The sequence below is a fragment of the Qiania dongpingensis genome, from assembly GCF_014337195.1.
Lineage (GTDB): Bacteria > Bacillota > Clostridia > Lachnospirales > Lachnospiraceae > Lientehia > Lientehia dongpingensis.
The window spans coordinates 1,693,810-1,713,656 of record NZ_CP060634.1 but is presented as its reverse complement, the minus strand read 5'-3'; the positions used below and the strand labels follow the sequence as shown (position 1 = coordinate 1,713,656).

Sequence of the window (19,847 nt, the reverse complement as noted above, 5' to 3'; positions counted from 1 at the left end):
GTGTGCCCCTCCTTAAAGTTGATTGATTTGCTGTAGTATGATATCAGGATCCAGATGATACCGGATGCCTTCAATGGCGGTAGTTATGTTCTCCACTTCCTGTTCCTTATTATAGAGATAAGCGTTTAAAGTGGCAATGGAATAAGGATCCTTCTGGCTCTGGCGTTTGTAGATTTTGTCCAGGATCAGACGGAAGCTGTCTTCCAATGATATGTTGTCCCGGGCCCAATATTCTTCCATGGTCTTATATCTTGTTTCCCGGAGGGCCGAAAAGAACAGATCCAAACTCTCCGCGTCCACAAGCGCTTTCAGCTGTTCTGTCCTCAGCTTGTAGGTGATGGGAATCAGAAGCCCATAGACCTCTGCGCTGCTCAAACTGTAATATTTCTTGGAGCGGTAGATCCATTGGATATTCAGCATATCCAGGCGGCTGCCGAAGGAGAGCAGCACTTCTTTCTGCTCATCGGATTTCAGGTATTTCTTAAGGTTGCTCCAGGACTTGCGGAAATAGTATAAATCCAGATGATTCTCATAGTCGAACAGAGTTGCGTTCCCTGTGCGTTCCACTTCCGAAAATACCTTGTAATATTCGGAATCCTTCAGGCAGGAAAGAAAATCAGCCATGGAATTGGCGTGGGCGGCCGCTTCGATGTCGAACTTGGAATGTTTGTCAAAGAAGGGCTTGAACAGAGATACGTCGTAGAATAAATGTGTGTCGGAGATTACGGACCGGAGACAGGTCTTCAGCGCGGAGATTTCATAATTCAGGAAGTACAGGTCCAGAAACTTCCTCTGCCTCAGGTTGGAGAAGCCATAGAGTTTTCCATAATCCTCATACAGAGAATAACGGAGAAGTCCTTCCAGCTCTGTCCGGTGCAGGTCCTCGGTACCCACGCTGATGAACAGTTTTTCATAGGTGGGACACCGGCGCAGATAGGCGTCGGCCTCATAAACGCTCCGGAGGCTGCATAGATCCTGATAATCTTCCTTTTTCAGAAGTCTGCTTTGCATGGCCCGTATCTTGGTGGTGATGCCGCTGTAGGCAAATAGGTTTCCCATGCAAAATCACTCCTTGATCATATTGGTGATGATTTGTCTTACATAAGCTTCGTGATGCTCCCGGTAGGATTCACGGAGATTTGTAATATGTTTTTTAGTCTGCTCTTCCAGGGCCCTTACGTCAGCCTCTGTCTGGGCATTAAATTCCGCCCGCTTTTTCTCCAGGATATCTTTGGTACGGATGTCTGTATTCCGGTCAAATTCATCGGCCTTCTGCTTCATCGTTCCTGCGTAAGCCGCCTTTTTTTTAGCGGCTTCTTCCAATATGGCGGAGGCTGCCGCTTCGATATCCGCGATTTTGGTTAATATTGGATTCATAGTTTCCCTCCTTTGCTGCATGGAGAATCAGTTTGCATCTATTATGGCACCGGGCACTGAAAAATACCATAGTAATATCGGCGAAAAATGCATTGCAGGCGGGACGCAATTTTGTATAATCACACAAGAGCCCCGTAGAAATCTCGGTAGTGAAAGAAAACAGAATATGCTATAATATTCTGGAAGACTGAGACATGCTGCAGAGGAAAGGCATAAGGTGGAAGAAATGGGACAAAATGGGAGATACTATAAAGGGGTCATTTTTGATCTGGACGGGACCCTTATCAATACGTTAGACGATTTGGCGGACAGTGTCAATGAGGCGCTTGCCGGGATGGGATACCCTGTCTGGCCGGCAGAGGCTTACCGCCTGAAGGTGGGAAGGGGCTTTCGGAATCTGATGGAGAACAGCGTGCCGGAAGAGGTGAGGGCAGAGGACGCCGTCATCGATGAGATGCTGAGCAGATTTCTGGAAGCGTATGACAGAAAGTATCTGGAAAAGAGCAGGCCTTACGAAGGGATCGACAGGCTTCTTGACTGTCTGGTATCGGAGGGCGTTCAGGTGGCGGTCAACTCCAATAAACGTACCGATTATACGGAAAAGCTCATTCAGAAGTTTTTTGCGCGGATTCCTTTTGCCGGTGTTTTTGGAGAACGGAAGGGTGTGCCGAAGAAGCCGGACCCGGCTTCGGCCCTGGAACTCTGCGGGATCATGGGACTGGCTCCCGGTGACGTACTCTATATAGGGGACTCGAAAACGGATATCCAGACAGGAAAGAATGCGTCCATGGATACCGTCGGAGTGACCTGGGGATTTCGCGGATATGAAGAACTTCATGAGAACGGAGCCGTTTATATTGCCCGGACAGCAGAGGACATCCACAAAGCCGTACAAGGATTATTTAGGAAAAATTAAGAAAATCTCCTGCGGATATTTGGATTATCCTGCTATGATGATTAAGATATGGAGTTTTATGGCGCGGGGTTTTACGGATATCCGGCGGAAACAGACAGATAAAGAAAAAGACGGATAAAAAAACAGGAGGAGTATGAAATGGATGAAACGACTGTATTGGTGTGCGATGACGACAGGGAAATAGTGGAAGCGATAGATATTTATCTGAGACAAGAAGGGTACCGGGTGCTGAAAGCCTATGACGGTGAGGAAGCTATACGCCTGCTGTCCGAAAATAAAGTCGAGCTGCTTTTGATCGACGTGATGATGCCGAAGCTGGACGGTATCCGGGCGACGCTTAAGGTCCGGGAGACAAGCAGCGTGCCGATCATCATCCTGTCGGCGAAATCGGAGGATGTGGATAAGATCCTGGGCCTTAATATCGGCGCCGACGATTATATCACAAAGCCGTTCAATCCCCTGGAGCTGGTGGCCAGGGTGAAGTCCCATATCCGGCGTTATACAAAGCTGGGGACTATGGTCATGGAGGCCGGGGATACCATCCATAAGACGGGCGGACTCTGCATCAACGATGATACAAAGGAAGTGACATTGGACGGAGAGCCGGTGAAACTCACCCCGATGGAATATAATATCCTCCGCTTTTTGGTTATGAATGCCGGAAAGGTGTTCTCCATAGAGCAGATTTATGAGAATATCTGGAACGAGGAGGCCATCGGTGTGGACAATACTGTGGCCGTGCATATCAGGCATATCAGGGAGAAAATAGAGATCAATCCGAAGAACCCTACCTATTTAAAGGTAGTATGGGGAGTAGGATATAAAGTAGAAAAGCTATAACAGACGGGAAATTCAGGAGGAGGTCCGCCGTGAAGATCAGGAAATATACGCGGAAAAAGAAAGTGTGGGCATTGTTTTTGTTTATCTTATTCATAAGCATTACGCTGGCCGGCGGCCTGGGCCTTTACTATGTGAATAACTTCGGGAATTTTCTATACAGCAAAACAGAGCTTTTGAAAAACGGCAGGTTCGAAGACACAGAAACCCTGGAGCGGAAGATTCTGGACGATACGGAAGCCATTTTTCAATATGTGGTTCTGGCGCGCCTGTTTGGAGATGAGGATGAGCTCAACCGGACGGCGCCTCTTTACGTGGTCAGCATTAATGGCACCCAGTATAATCTGTGCCTGGAGGATCTGGACAGGATCAACCGGGTTTTGGAAGGGAACGGCGCCAGCGCCACTGAATCGGTGAAGATACGTTCCTATTCCGTGGGTGAGGAAGGTTCGGAAACAACTGACGGATACCAGAACCTGGAGGAGAATACCTGGTCTGGCGCAGAGCGGTCCGATTATCTGAACCAGTTCGCAGAGCTTTATGGGACGACCTATGAAACGGATCCCGGAGACTGGTTTGATATTTCCGATGAAGGAAAAGAAGCCATTATCAAAGAAAATAACTGGGAAGATAAATATAAACAAAGTACGTGGCCGGTTCGGGTAGAGCTGGTGAGCTCTGCGGAGATTCTGATCTATGAGGGGCAGAGGTGCGAACTGGTTCATGACTATATGCAGCAGAAGGAGGTAAATGAAACCGTGGACCTGCAGTCCCTGTATGACAGGGGCGAGCAGCTTCTGGGCAATTATTATGATCTGAAAAACCGCCTGGATGGAGAAGAGACCAACCTCCGCTATATCGTATATGAAACGAGTTCCGGCCTTATGGAGACAAATGATTCCTCCATGAGGGAAGAGACCATCCGAGGACTGGAAAAGTATATTTCCTATGATAACAGCACTCACAGAATCCGGAGTAATTTTACCAAAACGGATATTAAATATTGGAATCTGGATGATATGGCGTCGACTCTGGTAGGGGTGGATTCCGGCGCATCCTTTACCGTAGGGCTGGATACCCGGTATCTTGTACAGGATGAATATAAACAGATATCCGATGGATTCCGCCAGTGCCGCCCTATCCTGATGGCGTCTCTGCCGGCGATCGTCATAGGTATGCTGGGAAGCATACTGGCGTTTATTTATCTGCTGGCGTCGGTGGGCCACAGAGAGGACTATGATGAGATCTGGTTGGATAAGTTTGACCGGTGGGCCACGGAACCGGCCGCGGTCACGATCTTGGGCGGAATACTTGTCTTTATTGTCCTTTGTGCGTTTCTGGCGGACTTTTTTGCCAAAAATTTCTTTACCTCCAGCCTGATCTATACGGTCATGCAGGTGATTTCTGTCATTGTCTCCGCCATCATTGCGCTGATAGGCTTTTTCAGCCTGGTAAAGAGGCTGAAAGCGGGAGTGCTGTGGAAAAACAGCCTGCTCCGGAAATTGTTCGTGAAACTGGGAAGCTGGATTATGGCCATGGTGAGGAACTGGCCGACCAGCGGGAAAGCGGCGGCGGTCATATTTGTATACTGGGTTGTAACGATTCCGCTGTGCATGTTCATTACGATCAACCGGTTCTGGGGCTCCTTGTTTTTGTATATGCTGGGAATCATCGTGTTCGTGGGAGTACAGCTGACGGCAGCCGGCATTATCCTCTGGGCGGTGATAAAGAGAAAGAAGATTCTGGAAGGCGTGGAGATGATTTCCGCCGGGGATCTGGAATACGTCATTGATGATGATGGAATGTTCGCAGACGACAAGAAGCTGGTGAACTGTATCAATCATATCGGGGCGGGACTTCAGGACGCGGTGAGCACTGCGGTTCAGAGCGAGCGCATGAAGGCGGATCTGATCACGAATGTGTCCCATGACATTAAGACGCCACTGACCTCCATAATCAATTATGTGGATCTGATGAAACGGGAGAACATCGAGAATGAGACGGTGAAACGGTACCTGGAAGTGCTGGAGCAGAAATCCCAGAGACTTAAGAACCTCACGGAGGATTTGGTGGAAGCGTCCAGGGCCAGCTCCGGAAATATCAGCCTGCAGATGGAGAGAATCAACTTCGTGGAGCTGGTAAAGCAGGCCTGCGGAGAGTTTTCCGAGAAGTTTGAAGAGAGAGAGCTGATTCCTGTTGTCATGCTTCCAGAGCATTCTGTCCATGTGATTGCCGATGGGCGGAGACTGTGGAGGATTTTAGAGAATCTGTTTCAGAATACAAAGAAGTATGCGATGCCCCATACCAGAGTATATGTGAGCGTTGAGGAGCAGGATGGTTTTGCCTGCTTTACGATAAAGAACATTTCGGAGTCGCCGCTGAACATCACTGCGGAGGAGCTCACGGAACGTTTTACAAGAGGGGACGCGTCCCGGACCACGGAAGGCAGCGGTTTAGGTCTTTCCATTGCCAAAAGCCTCACAGAGGTTCAGGGAGGTATCTTTGAGATTTACCTGAACGGGGATCTGTTCCAGGCGACGGTGCAGTTTGAGATTTCAGAAGAGGAGCCGGAGGAAGAGGTTCTGGCTGAAGAAGATGGGGAAGAGGATCAGCTTCCGGCAGCAGGCGATGAATGTGGGGCGGACGGAGAGGCCGCCGGAGGAGCTCGTTCGGAAGTAAAGGCGGGAAAGCTAAGGCTTAAAAGAAAGATTCGCGGAAGGAGCCAGAAACAGGCAGAGAACCTTCCGGAAGAAGAAACAGAGGAAAATGAACAGATTAAGGACACGCCGTCCCAGGAGACGGGGACGGCTGAAATCCCGGAGGAAATGATAGGAAAAAGTTCGGAAGCTGAAAAGGAGGCGGAAGAGGCGCTGGTAAAGGAAGCGTTGGAGGAACTGCGAAAGAGCGGCCTTTTAAAAGAAGAGGAATTCACCAGGCACTGAAGACGATTACACTTGACTTGAAGTGGAAATTCCGTGATAATGGGGGAGAAAGACAGCGAGTAAGGAGGATGAACCATGGTTACTTTATGGAAACACGGCGCCTACCTCATTGACGGTACGGAGCTGATTGAAGATGATATAAACTGTGCGGCACGGCTGAGCGCCCGCCTGGGGAAATGCCCCGATAAAAAGGAGGCGGTCCGGAATACAATGGCATATGGGATTCTGGAAGCGCATAATACCTCCGGCAGTATGGAGAAATTAAAGATAAAATTTGATAAGCTGACATCCCACGACATCACATTTGTAGGGATCATCCAGACGGCGCGGGCCAGCGGTCTGGAAAAATTTCCGGTGCCGTATGTACTTACCAACTGCCACAACAGCCTGTGCGCTGTGGGCGGGACCATCAATGAAGACGATCACATGTTTGGCCTGACCTGCGCGAAAAAATATGGCGGGGTATATGTGCCTCCCCATCAGGCGGTCATCCATCAATTTGCAAGAGAGATGCTCGCTGGCTGCGGCAGGATGATACTGGGCTCCGACAGCCATACCCGATATGGGGCGCTGGGAACCATGGCCATGGGGGAGGGCGGTCCGGAGCTGGTGAAACAGCTTTTGGATAAAACGTATGATATCAATATGCCCGGTGTGATCGGCATTTATCTGGAAGGAAAGCCGGAAAAGGGAGTGGGCCCTCAGGATGTGGCGTTGGCCATCATCGGGGCAGTATTCGCCAACGGATATGTCAACAATAAAGTAATGGAATTTATAGGACCCGGAGTTGCGGGACTGAGCGCTGATTTCCGTATCGGCGTGGATGTCATGACCACTGAGACCACATGCCTTTCCTCCATTTGGACAACGGATGATAAGATCAAGGAGTTTTATGAGATCCACGGACGTTCTGAGGAGTTTAAGGAACTTGCGCCTGGGAAAGTGGCCTACTATGACGGGATCGTCAAGGTGGACCTCAGTTCGGTGAAGCCGATGATAGCCATGCCGTTCCATCCCAGCAATACGTATACCATTGAAGAGGTAAACGCCGATCTGACTGACGTTCTGGCGGATGTGGAAGAGAGGGCCAGGGTGAGCCTGGGAGGCGCCGTGGACTTCACGCTTAAGGATAAGGTAAAGAACGGGAAGTTTTATGTGGATCAGGGGATCATCGCCGGATGTGCCGGCGGAGGATTTGAGAATATCTGCGACGCGGCGGACATTTTGGACGGTGCGAGCATTGGAAATGACGCATTTACGCTGAGCGTATATCCGGCCAGTATGCCGATCTATATGGAACTGATCAAAAACGGCGCGGCAGCCAGACTCCTTCAGACAGGCGCTGTCATGAAGACGGCATTCTGCGGACCCTGCTTCGGAGCAGGTGATACTCCGGCCAATCAAGCCTTCAGTATCCGCCACTCCACCAGGAATTTCCCCAACCGCGAGGGCTCCAAGCTACAGAGCGGACAGATTGCGTCGGTGGCATTGATGGACGCGCGTTCCATCGCGGCAACGGCCGTCAATAAGGGCCGTCTGACGCCTGCGACTGACATGGATGTAAACTATTCAAAACCCAAATACTTTTTTGATAAAGAAATCTATGAGAACCGGGTATTTGACAGCAAAGGAATCGCGGACCCCTCTGTAGAGATCCAGTTTGGGCCGAATATCAAAGACTGGCCCGCCATGGCGGCTCTGACGGATAATCTCCTGCTGAAGGTAGTGTCGGAGATTCATGATCCGGTCACGACCACCGATGAACTGATTCCTTCCGGGGAGACATCTTCTTATCGTTCCAATCCCCTGGGACTGGCGGAGTTCACATTATCCAGGAAGGATCCGGAGTATGTGGGCAGAGCTAAGGCGGTACAGGCGGCGGAAAAGGCCAGGATGAATGGTGCGGATCCCTGTGAAGCGTCAGCGGAGGTTAAAGAGGCCATGAAAGCGGTCCGGTCTGAATTTAAGGAAGCGGATCAGAATAATACAGGAATCGGCAGCACGATCTTTGCGGTAAAGCCGGGGGACGGATCCGCCAGAGAACAGGCGGCGTCCTGCCAGAAGGTGCTGGGGGGCTGGGCGAATATTGCCAACGGGTACGCGACAAAGCGGTATCGCTCCAATCTGATCAACTGGGGGATGCTTCCGTTCTTAATAGAGGGAGAGGGACTGCCTTTCCAAAACGGAGACTGGATCTTTGTGCCGGGCATCCGGGAAGCGGTGCTGCAGAAAAAAGACCGCGTCACGGCTTATATAACAGGCAGAGGCATGAAAGAATTTGAACTGAAGCTTGGCGAGCTGACTGACGACGAACGCCAGATCATCCTGGACGGATGTCTGATCAATTATTACAGAGCATCGAAATAAAGGATAACAAAATGGAGGATACGGGCAATACCCGTATCCTTTTTTGTATGATTTGTTCTTTTCCGGTCAAACTATTTAAGAGTAATAAACAGAATCTGGAAAGGAGCATGTAAATGAAAGGTTATGCAATGCTGGGAATAGGGATGACGGGATGGATAACAAAGAATGTGCCGGAATGCGGGCCGCTGGATGCCATCGTAAAGCCTATCGCTCTTTCTCCGTGTACTTCCGATATACACACAGTCTGGGAAGGCGCGATTGGGGAGCGGACAGATATGATACTGGGCCATGAAGCCGTGGGAGAGGTCGTGGAGACCGGCGGGATGGTAAAGGACTTTAAAGCGGGAGATAAGGTGATCGTGCCGGCCATTACGCCGGATTGGGGCTCTCTGGAAGCTCAGGCCGGATTTTCCATGCATTCGGGAGGAATGCTGGCTGGCTGGAAGTTTTCAAATTTTAAGGACGGCGTCTTCGCGGAATATTTTCATGTGAATGAGGCGGATGCGAATTTGGCTCGCCTTCCGGAAGGAGTAAAGGCGGAGGATGCAGTAATGCTCTGTGACATGGTGCCCACCGGATTTCACGGCGTGGAGCTGGCAGATGTTCAGTATGGAGACACGGTCTGTGTGATTGGCATCGGGCCTGTGGGCCTCATGGCGGTAGCCGGCGCTTCTTTAAGAGGAGCTTCTCATCTTCTCGCTGTAGGCTCCAGGAAAAACTGCATTCAGGCGGCGAAGGAATACGGCGCGACGGATATCATCAATTACAGAGAAGGCGACATCGTGAAACAGATTATGGAAAAGACCAACGGAAAAGGGGTGGATAAGGTTGTGATCGCCGGAGGGGATGTGGACACCTTTGCCCAGGCGGTCGCTATCCTTAAGCCGGGCGGACGGATCGGAAACGTCAACTATCTTGGAGACGGGGCATATGTGAAGATCCCGAGAGTAGAATGGGGAGTGGGCATGGGCCATAAGACCATCGCAGGCGGGCTGATGCCGGGAGGCCGTCTCAGAATGGAGAAACTGGCGTCTCTTCTGGAAACGGGACGCCTGGATACCAGCCGGCTGCTCACCCATCATTTCCAAGGTTTTGAACATTTGGAGGAAGCCTTGCTTTTAATGAAGGACAAACCGGCAGATTTAATCAAACCGGTGGTATTGATATAGATATAGAAACGTAAGGAACCGCTTTTCTATAAAGCGGTTCCTTTTTTGGGCACAAACAGGCGGGAGGTATCTGCTCCTTCCAGCTGGAGCAGCTTTATTTTCGTCTGGATGCCGCCGGCGTATCCGGTCAGGCTTCCGTTTGAACCAACGACCCGGTGGCAGGGAATGATGATTGAGATTGGATTATGTCCGACCGCGCCGCCTACCGCCTGTCCGGACATCCTTTTTTTGCCCATTTTTTCTGCCGTCTTTCTTGCGATTTCCCCATAGGAGACCACTTCTCCATACGGAATTTCACATAAAATATTCCATACGACCTGGCGGAATTCACTGCCGACGGGGGCCAGCGGCAATTCAGAAATAACCGGTTCTTCGCCGGCAAAGTATCGGTCCAGCCATCTTTTGGCTGATTCAAAGACCGGCATGCCGTCCCCTTCCTCCATGGCTTGGATGGCGCCTCCGTGATATTTTTGGCCCTCTATCCACAAACCGGCCAAGTGGCTTCCATCATTGTCACATGCCAGAGTGATCACTCCCACCGGAGACGGATACGTTGTCGAATAGTACATAATACCCTCCTTATGACACAGTCCCATTTTTTGTAGTATAGCCCCGGCGGGGACGAAACACAAGCTTTTTTCCGGGAACGCAGAGATATTCAGAAAGGATTAAGAATTTTTGGAGTCATATCCCTTGACTGGAGCCGGCTCCAGTACGATATAATGGAAACCATGAACAGAAATTACAGGTATGTACGGTGCGAGGAGAATAGACCATGTATCAGAAAGCGGCGGCGATCATAAATGAGGTAAAGAAAGCGGTGATTGGCAAGGATGTGGTGATCGGAAAGGTATTGATGGCAGTCCTGTCGGGAGGTCATATTCTGCTGGAGGACAGACCCGGAGTCGGCAAAACGACCATGGCTCTGGCTTTTTCCAGGGCCATGGATCTGGAGTATAAAAGGATTCAGTTTACACCGGAGGTGATGCCCGCGGACGTAGTGGGTTTTACGATTTACAACCAGGCGGCGGGACGGCTGGAATATCAGCCGGGGCCGGCCCTCTGCAATCTATTTCTGGCGGATGAGATAAACCGCACCAGCTCCAAGGCACAGAGCGCTCTTCTTGAGGCGATGGAGGAAGGAAAGGTCACGGTAGACGGCGTGACCCATGAAATACCGAAGCCATACACGGTGATCGCCACACAGAACCCGGCTGGCTCGGCAGGGACGCAGCTGCTTCCTGAATCACAGATGGACCGGTTTTTGGTGAGGCTTTCCATGGGATATCCGACGCTGGAAGAGGAGGTCACTATTTTAAAGACCAAACAGGGGCGAAATCCGCTGGAGGAGGTCTGTCAGGTTGTGACCGGAACAGAGATACTCCGGATGCAGGCGCAGGCGGAGAGTGTCTATATCGCGGATGAGATCTATCTATATATTGCCAGGCTGACTGGGGCGACCAGGAGCCACGTCATGGTCAGGACGGGCATCAGCCCCAGAGGGACCATCGCTTTGGCTAAAATGAGCCGGGCGTCGGCGTGGATATCCGGGCGTGATTACGTGGTGCCGGCGGATGTCCGCTCCGTATTCTTCGATGTGCTGGAGCACCGCCTTGTTACGGGGCCCCAGGCCAGGCTGAACAACGCCACGGCTCATGGGATTCTGGGACAGATTCTTAAGACAGTGCCTGCTCCGAGACTGATCTAGGATTAGGAGGACCTATGGCCGTTAAGCGTTTGGAATATGGTTTAATCTTGGTTGGTTTGCTGGCCTTTCATATCTTCTTTGTGGATTATCTCTCCTTTTATCTTCTATTATTTTTTTGTTTTCTGCCTGTTTTATCGCTTGTACTGACCCTCCTTTCTGGGCTCAGGGTGCAAGTGAGACTGGAAGCGGGGGCAGAAGGAGGGAGCGGAAACTATGCGGTGAAAAAGCGGGAGCTCTTCGCTGTCCGGATGTATTTCACCGGAAATTCACGGCTGGGAGGAAAACGCATCCGGGTCAGGATGTCGGTGAAAAATGAGCTGCTGCGGACGGAGGAAACAAAAACATTGGCTTTTGCCATGGAAAAAAAGAAACAGCTCGTTTCTTTTCCGGTCTCTTCGGAATACTGCGGAAATCTGACCTGCAGAATCCGGCAGGTAAAGCTATACGATTATCTCTGGCTGTTTGCGTTTCCGATAAAGGAAGCCGCGGAGATATGCGCAGCGGTTTCGGTGAAGCCTGATATCCGGCCCTATCAGATGAATTTGCGGGATCAGCCGGCCTGGGATTGGGAGAGTGACGAATATTCAGCGGAAAAGCCGGGAGACGATTCGTCTGAGCTTTTTGATATCCGGGAGTATCGGGAAGGAGACCGGATTTCCAGGATTCACTGGAAGCTTTCCAGCAAACGAGATGAGCTGATGATGAAAGAAGGGAGTCTGCCGGTGAGCAGCCGGATACTGCTGGCGCTCGACCTAGCCGGGACGGCAGATGGGGGAGGCCTGGCGGACAGCCTGGTGGAGACGGCTGCTTCTGTATCCTGGTTCCTGATGGAAAAGGGAATCTGCCACAGAGTGGGATGGTGGCAGGAAGCAGAGACAGGAGGACAATTCCTGGTGCGTAAAATAGAGGATGAAGAAGCGTTTCACCAGATGCTGCATGAAATCCTCTCATCGGGGAGAGGCGCTGAAAGCATGAATGTGATAGCCGGCTGTCTGGAAGAGGAACATATATCCAGGATCCTTTATTTCTGTACAGGGCTTACGGAAAAAGAGGCTGTTTTTTTATGCGGAGAAAAAGAAGCTGCTTCCATCAGCATCTTTCAGATGAAAAAAACGGGGGATACCGACAGAATATCTGGAAGAGGGGAAAAAGGCCAAGAACCGGGAGAAGCGGGCAGAGCCGCGGCGGAGAGCCTGGGGGCGGAATGGAGAGTTCTGAAAGAGGGACGGCAGGCAGAGGGGATGAAGGGCTTTGAGATCTGATTTACAGGAGGACCGCTTGTGAGGAACAGGAAAAAGAAACAGAAGGCCGCGGGGCTTACCATAGGAGAGGCCAGGATCGTTTCGGGAAAACGGGCGCAGATCGTCCGTTATTTTTCCTGCTTATTTTTAGTGATGCTGGGAAGCCTGGGGGCTTTCGGCAGCTTTTATACTGGATTTTCTTTATCCTTTCCGCCGGCATGCGTAACAGGCACTGTGACGGCAGTGTCAGTAATTTTTACCTTTTTCTTTTTTGCCAGGAAAAACCGGCTGGCCTGCTTGGCCGCCGTATTGGTTGTATTTGTGTGGACAGGATATCTTCTGAGGGACAGCTTGCGGCAGGGAATCCTCTTTATTTTCAATGATATCATACAGGTATATGTGGATAATTCCAACTTTGACATGATGCCGGTCATGACCGGCCTGGCCTCAGAAGTGGAAACTGCCCGGATATGCGCCATAGCGGCATCCTATGTCATGGCGGTGCTCGCCTTTCTTCTGGTGGTCTTCCTTACGGCCAGAAGGAAACGTTACCTTCTCTGCATCACCGCGACGATTCCTTTTTTCGGGGCGTCTCTGGTGGTCGGCAAGATACCGGATTATAGATGGATGGCTCTGCTTTTCATATTCTGGGCGCTGCTGGTCTGCGACGGAGTATCCCTCAGAGGGACCGCGGCCGCCGTGCTGACGGCGGTGTTTGCCGTAACGCTTTTATGCATCGGCCTCGTATTTCCGGAGAAAAACTATGAGCGCTCTGGGATGGTTGAAAATCTGAGGCTGGGAATATTGGACGGAGCCGATATCTCAGCCATATTCAGAGGCGGGGGTATCGCCGGGATGACAAGCAGAGTGAATCTGCAGTCGTCGGGAGATTTGAGCTTTACGGGAAAGACCATGCTTAAGGTGAAAACGGCGAAGAAGGACATTGATTATCTAAAAGGATTTGTCGGCAGCGTCTATACCGGACAAACATGGGAGGAGCTTCCTGCTGAGAAATACGAGGAGCTGGAAGAGATAATGGGGGATAAAAAGGTCCAGAATCTCCCCTATTGGTTCAGCCGGTTATTGGACTGCGGGGAGGATTATGAGGTATATGCGTACGACCTGACGGTGCATAACGTGGGGACGAATCCCCGGTGTATCTATGTCCCATACGGACTTATAAACCTGCCGGAGGAGCTTTCCCCGATGGAGTTTATCGGAGACATGGGACTGCGCTCAGGAAATTCTCTCTTTGGCACGCAGTATTACAGGATACAGGCTCAGACCTTCAGCGGACAGCATTTATATATGAGCCTGTATAACAGAATTCTAAGCCGGTATCTTCAGACGGAAATGAGAAACGGGGTAGAATTTAACGATCTGGGTCTTGGAATCATGCAGGAGAGCCTGGAAGAGGGAGGCGAGAGCTGGCCTTTGGAGAAATGGAACGTCACGGAGCCAATCCTTTCCATAATGACGCCGGAACAGCAGGGATTCGTATGGTCTGCCCAGAAATACAGAGATTTTGTCTATGACACTTATACAGAGGTACCGGAGGGACTGGAGGCTTTCCTGGATGAATATCGGGAAGCCAATGGCCTGACGGCTGAGAATTATCCCTATCCAAGAGCTTTTGCAGATGCGGTTGTATATCAGGTGCAGAGTGTGAACACGTATACGCTGACCCCGGGGCTCACCCCAGAGGGGAAGGACTTTGTGCAGTATTTTCTGACAGAAAACCATCAGGGCTACTGCAGACATTTCGCCTCCGCGGCAGCTCTTCTTCTGCGCTCGGCGGGAGTGCCGGCCAGATATGTGGAGGGTTATGCAGTATCGCCGGAGGCGGAAACAGATGAGGACGGCTGGATTCGGCTCCCCGATTCCAGCGCCCATGCCTGGGTGGAAATCTATGTGAGCGGTATGGGCTGGATACCGGTGGAGACTACTGGGGCGGTGAGAGAAGATATCCGGTTTCTGGCAGGGATCGAGGATGTGCCGGAGGAGACCGAGCCAGGGACGGAGACGCCGGAGGAGACTGAGATACCGGAAGATACCACATCTGCTCAGGACGGCCGGGACCGGCAGACAGAGAATGAGAAGGACAAGGATAATCCGTCCGGAGTCGGAGGAGCCAGGCTGGCAGTTATGGCCGCGGCGGGGATAGCCTTTGCGGCAACAGCGGCTGCGGCCGGTCTTGAGCTGAACCGCAGGCTTCGTCTCCGCATGCGGATGAAACGTTTTCGCCAGAAAAACCGCAGCAGGGCAGCGCTGTCCGTATATGCTTATATCATGGGACTGGTCTCGACGGGCGGCGGGTCCGGGAAGGAAGAACCGCTTTCCATACCGGATGAGATTCACGGACTGGCGGCGAAAGCACGGTTCAGCCAGCACAGGATAACAGAAGAAGAGCTGCAGGAGCTGCTCAAGTACGCGGAGACTCTGAGGACAGAATCGGAAGAGCGGCTGTCCGGTATAAGGCGTATCCACGCGAAATTTATCCGCGGTCTGTTTTGATTTAAGCTGGATTTAAGGTTATCATATTATAATCCTCCCAAGAAAGAAGTAATAGCAGCGGCCGTTTTGGAACGGAAAAGGAGGATTTAGATGATTGACGGATATAGACGTGAAGGGAAAAGGAAGGGGAGACTGGCCGTATTTTTGATCCTTTTGTTTTTGACAGTGATTCTCTCCGGATGCGGGCAGACCGCAGGCACTTCCGGCGGAGATGTAACTGCTGACAGCGCGCAGGGAGGAGACGGAAGCGGTTCAGAGGCAGCGGCGGCGGATGAAGATGCTATACGCGCCGCCATGGCGGAAGCTTATGATGACGAGGACCTGGATCTTTCCTGGAGTGATGAGGACCTGACAGCGGCGGTCATCCTAAACGGGAATAGCGCGGATGTGGACGGCGAGGGAGTTCAGGTGGACGGAAGTACGGTGACGATTGTAAAGGGCGGAATCTATCTGATAAGCGGAACCTTAGACGACGGCCAGCTGGCGGTGGATACGGACAAAAAAACGGATGTGCGGATCATACTTAACGGTGTGGAAATCACCTGCGGAGACAGTGCGCCGTTCAATGGCAGACTGGCAGGGAAGATTACCATTACCCTTGCCGAAGGCACGGAGAATATTCTCACCGACGGAAGCTCCTATACATATGACGATCAGGAGAAGGAGGAGCCGAACGCGGCGCTCTTTTGTAAGAATGACCTGGTCATCAATGGAGCTGGGAGCCTCACAGTAAATGCAAATTTTAATCATGGCATAAACAGCAAGGGCAGTCTTGTTCTGGTCAATGGGACCTATGTGATCAACAGCGCCAATGACGCCATACGGGGAAAGGATTCTCTGACCGTCATCGGAGGCACTTATACGGTCAGCTCTTCAGCCGATGGTTTTAAGTCCAGTAACGACACAGACAGCGACAGCGGATGGATTTATATAATAGACGGAGAATTTCATATCACCGTAGAGGAGGATGGTTTCCAGGCGGAAACAATGCTTGTGGCGGACGGAGGTGCGTATCAGATCAAATGTGGGGGCGGAAGTGAAAATGGGGCTGTCCACACAAGCAACGGAGATATCGGCGGCCAGATAGGGCCCGGAGGGCAGATGCCGGGCGGCTCAGGCGACAAGAGGCCGGAGGACGGTGACATGACTTTCCCGGAAGGGGAAAGCATGGAGCTTCCCGACGGAGAAAAGATGCCGGGACCGGGCGGGGAGACGGAGGCGGCAGAGGACCAACCCGCCGATACGTCTGTCTCGGACAGTGCCAAGGGCCTGAAAGCCGGAAGCAGCCTGGAGATCAACGGAGGAAGCTACATCATTGACAGTGCCGATGACGCTTTTCATTCCAATAGGGATCTGACAGTCGCCGGCGGGACTGTTACGATTGCCACAGGAGACGACGGAATGCACGCCGACGGGACGCTTACGGTCAGCGGAGGTGATATCGTGATTACAGAGTGCTATGAGGGACTGGAAGGAGTGACCGTCATAGTCAGCGGAGGGAATATTGAGCTGACCGCCAGTGATGACGGAGTAAATGCCGCTGGAGGGAATGACAGCTCCGGAACGACTGCAGGAGGTTTTGGACAGGACAGTTTTAAAAGCGGAAGTAGTTATCTGATATCTATCACCGGAGGAATACTGAAAGTCAATGCCAGTGGAGACGGCCTGGATTCCAACGGATCCATAGAGATGAGCGGCGGTGAAGTATATGTCAGCGGGCCGGTCAGCAATGGAGACGGCGCGCTGGATTATGATTCTGACTTCCTGATCAGCGGAGGCAGGCTGGTCTTAGCCGGCAGTACCGGCATGTTCCAGACTCCGGGGGCAGAGTCTTCTCAGAATACGATCGTGGTGATCTATTCAGAAACTCAGGCAGCTGGAACACGGGCCGCGCTGGCAAACAGTGCAGGAGATGTCCTGGCGGAGTTTGAACCGGATAAGGATTACGCAAGTATCCAGTTCAGCACAGAATCCATCGCCGAGGGGGAGACGTATACTTTGTACAGCGGGGATACAAAGCTTTGCGATCTTACAGTAAACGGTTCTGTTACCACGGTGGATGACAGCGGAGCTTTAGTAAACGCCGAAGTTTTGGGAGGCATGGGAGGACGCGGAAACGGAGGCGTCATGAGAGGCGGAGGGAACGAAAGGCAGCAGAGCACAGAGGAATAGTCTTAGACGGAGGGACTTTTATGGAGGCGCCATTTCCTTATAAAGTGATATACAGCAAAAGAAACACGGTTTCACTTCAGGTTACTGCGGATGGAAATGTGATACTTCGGGCGCCTGAAGGCTGCCCGGAGAGCTTCCTGGAGAGCTTTCTGCAAAAGAAATCCGGGTGGGTCCTGAATAAACTGGAGGAAAGGGAACGATACAGAAGATCAGACGACGAACAGGTCCGGAGATTCTCGGACGATGAGAAACAAGCCATCCGGGAGAAGGCAGAGCTTTATTTCCGCAAAAGGACAGAGGAATATGCGGAAATCATGCAGGTCACCTATGGGAGGATCACCATCCGGGAGCAGAAGACGCGGTGGGGAAGCTGCAGTTTGGCAGGAAACCTGAATTTTAACTGGAGACTTATGCTGGCGCCGGAGTTCATACGGGAGTATGTCATTGTCCATGAATTGGCCCACAGAAAGGAAATGAATCATTCAAGCCGGTTTTATCATGAGGTTTCCAGGATTTTTCCGGATTATAAAATAGCCGTAGGATGGCTGAAGAAACATGGACCGGAGCTTTGGATCAGGTGAAAGGAAATAAACAATCCCCGCGGGTTCTGCAGGAAGCAGACTCCGCGGGGATTTTATGTCAGGTTCAGGATGCCAGCTGATCCTCCATCCACTTTTCCATATAATCGTCTATGGTAGTGAAGGAGCAGGGGCCGATATCCAGCAGGAATTTGTGAAATTCCTTGAGGTTAAACTGACTTTCCAGACGAGCCTCCGCTTTTTCTCTCAGGAGCAGGATCTCCAGATATCCCACATAGTATTTCAGATAATAAGCGGGCTCGCTCACAATGGTGTTATAGATGGTTTCCAAGGTACTGGAATCCTGTTTTCCAAAATAGGTCTCGATAAATTCCCCGGCCTGCTCCTGATTCCAGCCTTCATAGTTGATCTTCAGATCCAGCATCGCGTGGACGCCCAGGGAAACGGAAGAGTTAAGGGAATACAGGGTGGCCAGGTCTTCGGATTCGGAAGTCAGCGCATCATTCAGGGCATAGGATTCATGCTCCACATAAAGGCCCCATCCTTCGGAATATCCCTGGTAATTCAGGATGTGCCTGAGCGGATCGGTCAATACAGTGGAAGCGTATACAGTCTGGTACAGATGGCCGGGATACCCTTCATGGGCCAGAGTGGAGAAAAGGGAGCCGCCGTTTGTGCTGCTTTTATTGATATAGATGGTGTTTTCCTTCAGGTCATCGATGGGCGGTATCATATAAAATGCCGGACTCAAACTCGCTTCCATGGATTTGTGGACATATTTGATCTGATATTGTACATCTGCCGGCAGGGCGGGATAATCTTCGGAGATTTTTTCCTTTAGAGTATCCAGGATTTCTTCCGGTGTTCTGTTTTCCTCCGTATAATTTCCGAAGCTCTCCGACAGTTCAGGTGACTTGGACAGGAGGAGAAACATGGTGGTCATCTGAGTATCCAGACGTTCTTCTATTAGGGACACCAGCTCCTCCGGCGTATGGCCCGAGCCCACAAGACTCTTTAGGAGATAGCTGTAATATTTCTTGCCTTCAGGATAGTAGCAGATCCCCTGCAGATTACTTCCGGTGCCTTTTATTTCTTTCAGGCAGAGGATGATCTTTTCGTAGGCGGGAAATATCTGGGAGCTGACTGTAGCCGCGTTCTGTTCTTTATATTTCGTTTTCTGTGAATCTGACAGACCTTCAAATGAATCGATACGGTCATTGAAGGTAGAGATCATCACATTGTCCTCTGTGCTGCCGATAAAATCCTGGCATGCACTTACGACTTCATCAATGGAGGAGGCAGGCATGACCATGCCTTTTTTAGCTCTTGTCTTTTCGTAGGAGATGACTTCATCCAAATAAGGAGGAATCAGCTCCAGAAGCTTCAGGTAATCCTCAATATCCCGCTCTGTACGGAAGGTATATTCTGCCATGACGGTGGGAAGGTTGCCGTGCAGTCCCATGATCGGCGTCAGATAATCTTCATAATAGGGAAAATTCTTTCCCTCTATGGAGGTCTTCAGGTAATCCTTCAGCACATCGTAGGTGAGCTGGTCTTCTGCAGGAAGCGCTGCGTAATTGAAGGATGTAAGCTCCGACAGGACAGCCTGCATATCCTGATAGTTTTTTTCAATGGATTCTTTATTCAGAGAACCGAGTGAGACTTCATAGTCTGTAATCCCGTAAGCTTTCGGATCCGCCAGGGTATAGTGCAGGTTTACCGTGTCGGAAGCGACGGAATCCAGGAACTGCCGTTTGGTGAAATCCAGGAATTTTTTATGCTCCGACTCGTCATATGCTTGGGAACCGGAAGGGTCGCTGTTTTCAGATGTATTTTCAGAACTGCTTTGAGTGGTATTTTTTTCTGCCCCGGATGCGCAGCTGCTCAGCATCAGGACGACAGCCAGCAAAAGGGCAAGCAGGCGGGTAAGCCGTTTCTTCATATATTACCTCCCCACGGATGTGGTATCTTCTTTAAGATATTCATCTGGTGTCCAAATTAGTATTGTACTTTCTAGTATATAGGCTGTGCAGGGAAATGTCCAATTATTCCCTTTACTTTGGGA

Annotated in this window: 14 protein-coding genes; 10 read left to right on the top strand and 4 right to left on the bottom strand. The window is 51.0% G+C overall.

From position 1 onward, the window contains the following. Positions 1-12: 12 nt before the first annotated feature. Positions 13-1,059, bottom strand: a complete 1,047-nt coding sequence (locus H9Q78_RS07960; RefSeq protein WP_249300794.1) for a V0D/AC39 family V-type ATPase subunit — start codon at positions 1,057-1,059, stop codon at positions 13-15. A gap of 6 nt (positions 1,060-1,065) precedes the next feature. Continuing rightward, positions 1,066-1,377, bottom strand: coding sequence for a hypothetical protein (locus H9Q78_RS07955; RefSeq protein ID WP_249300792.1), 312 nt, complete (start codon positions 1,375-1,377; stop codon positions 1,066-1,068). A gap of 226 nt (positions 1,378-1,603) precedes the next feature. On the opposite strand from H9Q78_RS07955, the gene H9Q78_RS07950 reads away from it, so the two are divergent. The 5 genes from H9Q78_RS07950 (at position 1,604) to H9Q78_RS07930 (ending at position 9,608) form a co-directional block, all read left to right on the top strand. After that, positions 1,604-2,293, top strand: a complete 690-nt coding sequence (locus H9Q78_RS07950) for an HAD family hydrolase (protein ID WP_249304783.1) — start codon at positions 1,604-1,606, stop codon at positions 2,291-2,293. Between the two features lie 138 nt (positions 2,294-2,431). Next, on the top strand, positions 2,432-3,133 hold the full coding sequence (locus H9Q78_RS07945; protein ID WP_249300790.1) for a response regulator transcription factor: 702 nt from the start codon (positions 2,432-2,434) through the stop codon (positions 3,131-3,133). Positions 3,134-3,162: 29 nt separating this feature from the next. Next, entirely contained in the window at positions 3,163-6,072 is a 2,910-nt protein-coding gene (locus H9Q78_RS07940; protein ID WP_249300788.1) for a sensor histidine kinase, read from the top strand. 75 nt (positions 6,073-6,147) lie between these two features. After that, positions 6,148-8,439, top strand: coding sequence for a hydratase (locus H9Q78_RS07935; RefSeq protein ID WP_249300786.1), 2,292 nt, complete (start codon positions 6,148-6,150; stop codon positions 8,437-8,439). Between the two features lie 113 nt (positions 8,440-8,552). Next, positions 8,553-9,608 carry an NAD(P)-dependent alcohol dehydrogenase gene (locus H9Q78_RS07930; RefSeq protein ID WP_249300784.1) on the top strand — a complete coding sequence of 352 codons (1,056 nt, stop codon included), beginning with the start codon at positions 8,553-8,555 and terminating at the stop codon, positions 9,606-9,608. A gap of 26 nt (positions 9,609-9,634) precedes the next feature. On the opposite strand, the gene H9Q78_RS07925 is transcribed toward H9Q78_RS07930, so the two are convergent. Then, positions 9,635-10,177 carry a methylated-DNA--[protein]-cysteine S-methyltransferase gene (locus H9Q78_RS07925; protein WP_249300782.1) on the bottom strand — a complete coding sequence of 181 codons (543 nt, stop codon included), beginning with the start codon at positions 10,175-10,177 and terminating at the stop codon, positions 9,635-9,637. A gap of 206 nt (positions 10,178-10,383) precedes the next feature. Here H9Q78_RS07925 and H9Q78_RS07920 point away from each other — a divergent pair, with 206 nt between their 5' ends. From H9Q78_RS07920 to H9Q78_RS07900, 5 genes are all read left to right on the top strand, one after another. After that, positions 10,384-11,316, top strand: a complete 933-nt coding sequence (locus tag H9Q78_RS07920; protein ID WP_249300780.1) for an AAA family ATPase — start codon at positions 10,384-10,386, stop codon at positions 11,314-11,316. Positions 11,317-11,330: 14 nt separating this feature from the next. Beyond that, complete coding sequence (locus tag H9Q78_RS07915) at positions 11,331-12,578, top strand: DUF58 domain-containing protein (protein WP_249300778.1); 1,248 nt, start codon at positions 11,331-11,333, stop codon at positions 12,576-12,578. Positions 12,579-12,596: 18 nt separating this feature from the next. Next, a complete protein-coding gene (locus H9Q78_RS07910; protein WP_249300776.1) occupies positions 12,597-15,071 on the top strand; it encodes a transglutaminase family protein in 2,475 nt (824 codons plus the stop codon). A gap of 90 nt (positions 15,072-15,161) precedes the next feature. Then, positions 15,162-17,243 (top strand): carbohydrate-binding domain-containing protein, encoded by a 2,082-nt coding sequence (locus H9Q78_RS07905; RefSeq protein WP_249300775.1) that lies wholly within the window; start codon positions 15,162-15,164, stop codon positions 17,241-17,243. A gap of 20 nt (positions 17,244-17,263) precedes the next feature. Then, entirely contained in the window at positions 17,264-17,824 is a 561-nt protein-coding gene (locus tag H9Q78_RS07900) for a M48 family metallopeptidase (RefSeq protein WP_249300773.1), read from the top strand. Positions 17,825-17,888: 64 nt separating this feature from the next. On the opposite strand, the gene H9Q78_RS07895 is transcribed toward H9Q78_RS07900, so the two are convergent. Beyond that, positions 17,889-19,724 (bottom strand): DUF885 domain-containing protein, encoded by a 1,836-nt coding sequence (locus H9Q78_RS07895; RefSeq protein WP_249300770.1) that lies wholly within the window; start codon positions 19,722-19,724, stop codon positions 17,889-17,891. Positions 19,725-19,847: the final 123 nt, after the last annotated feature.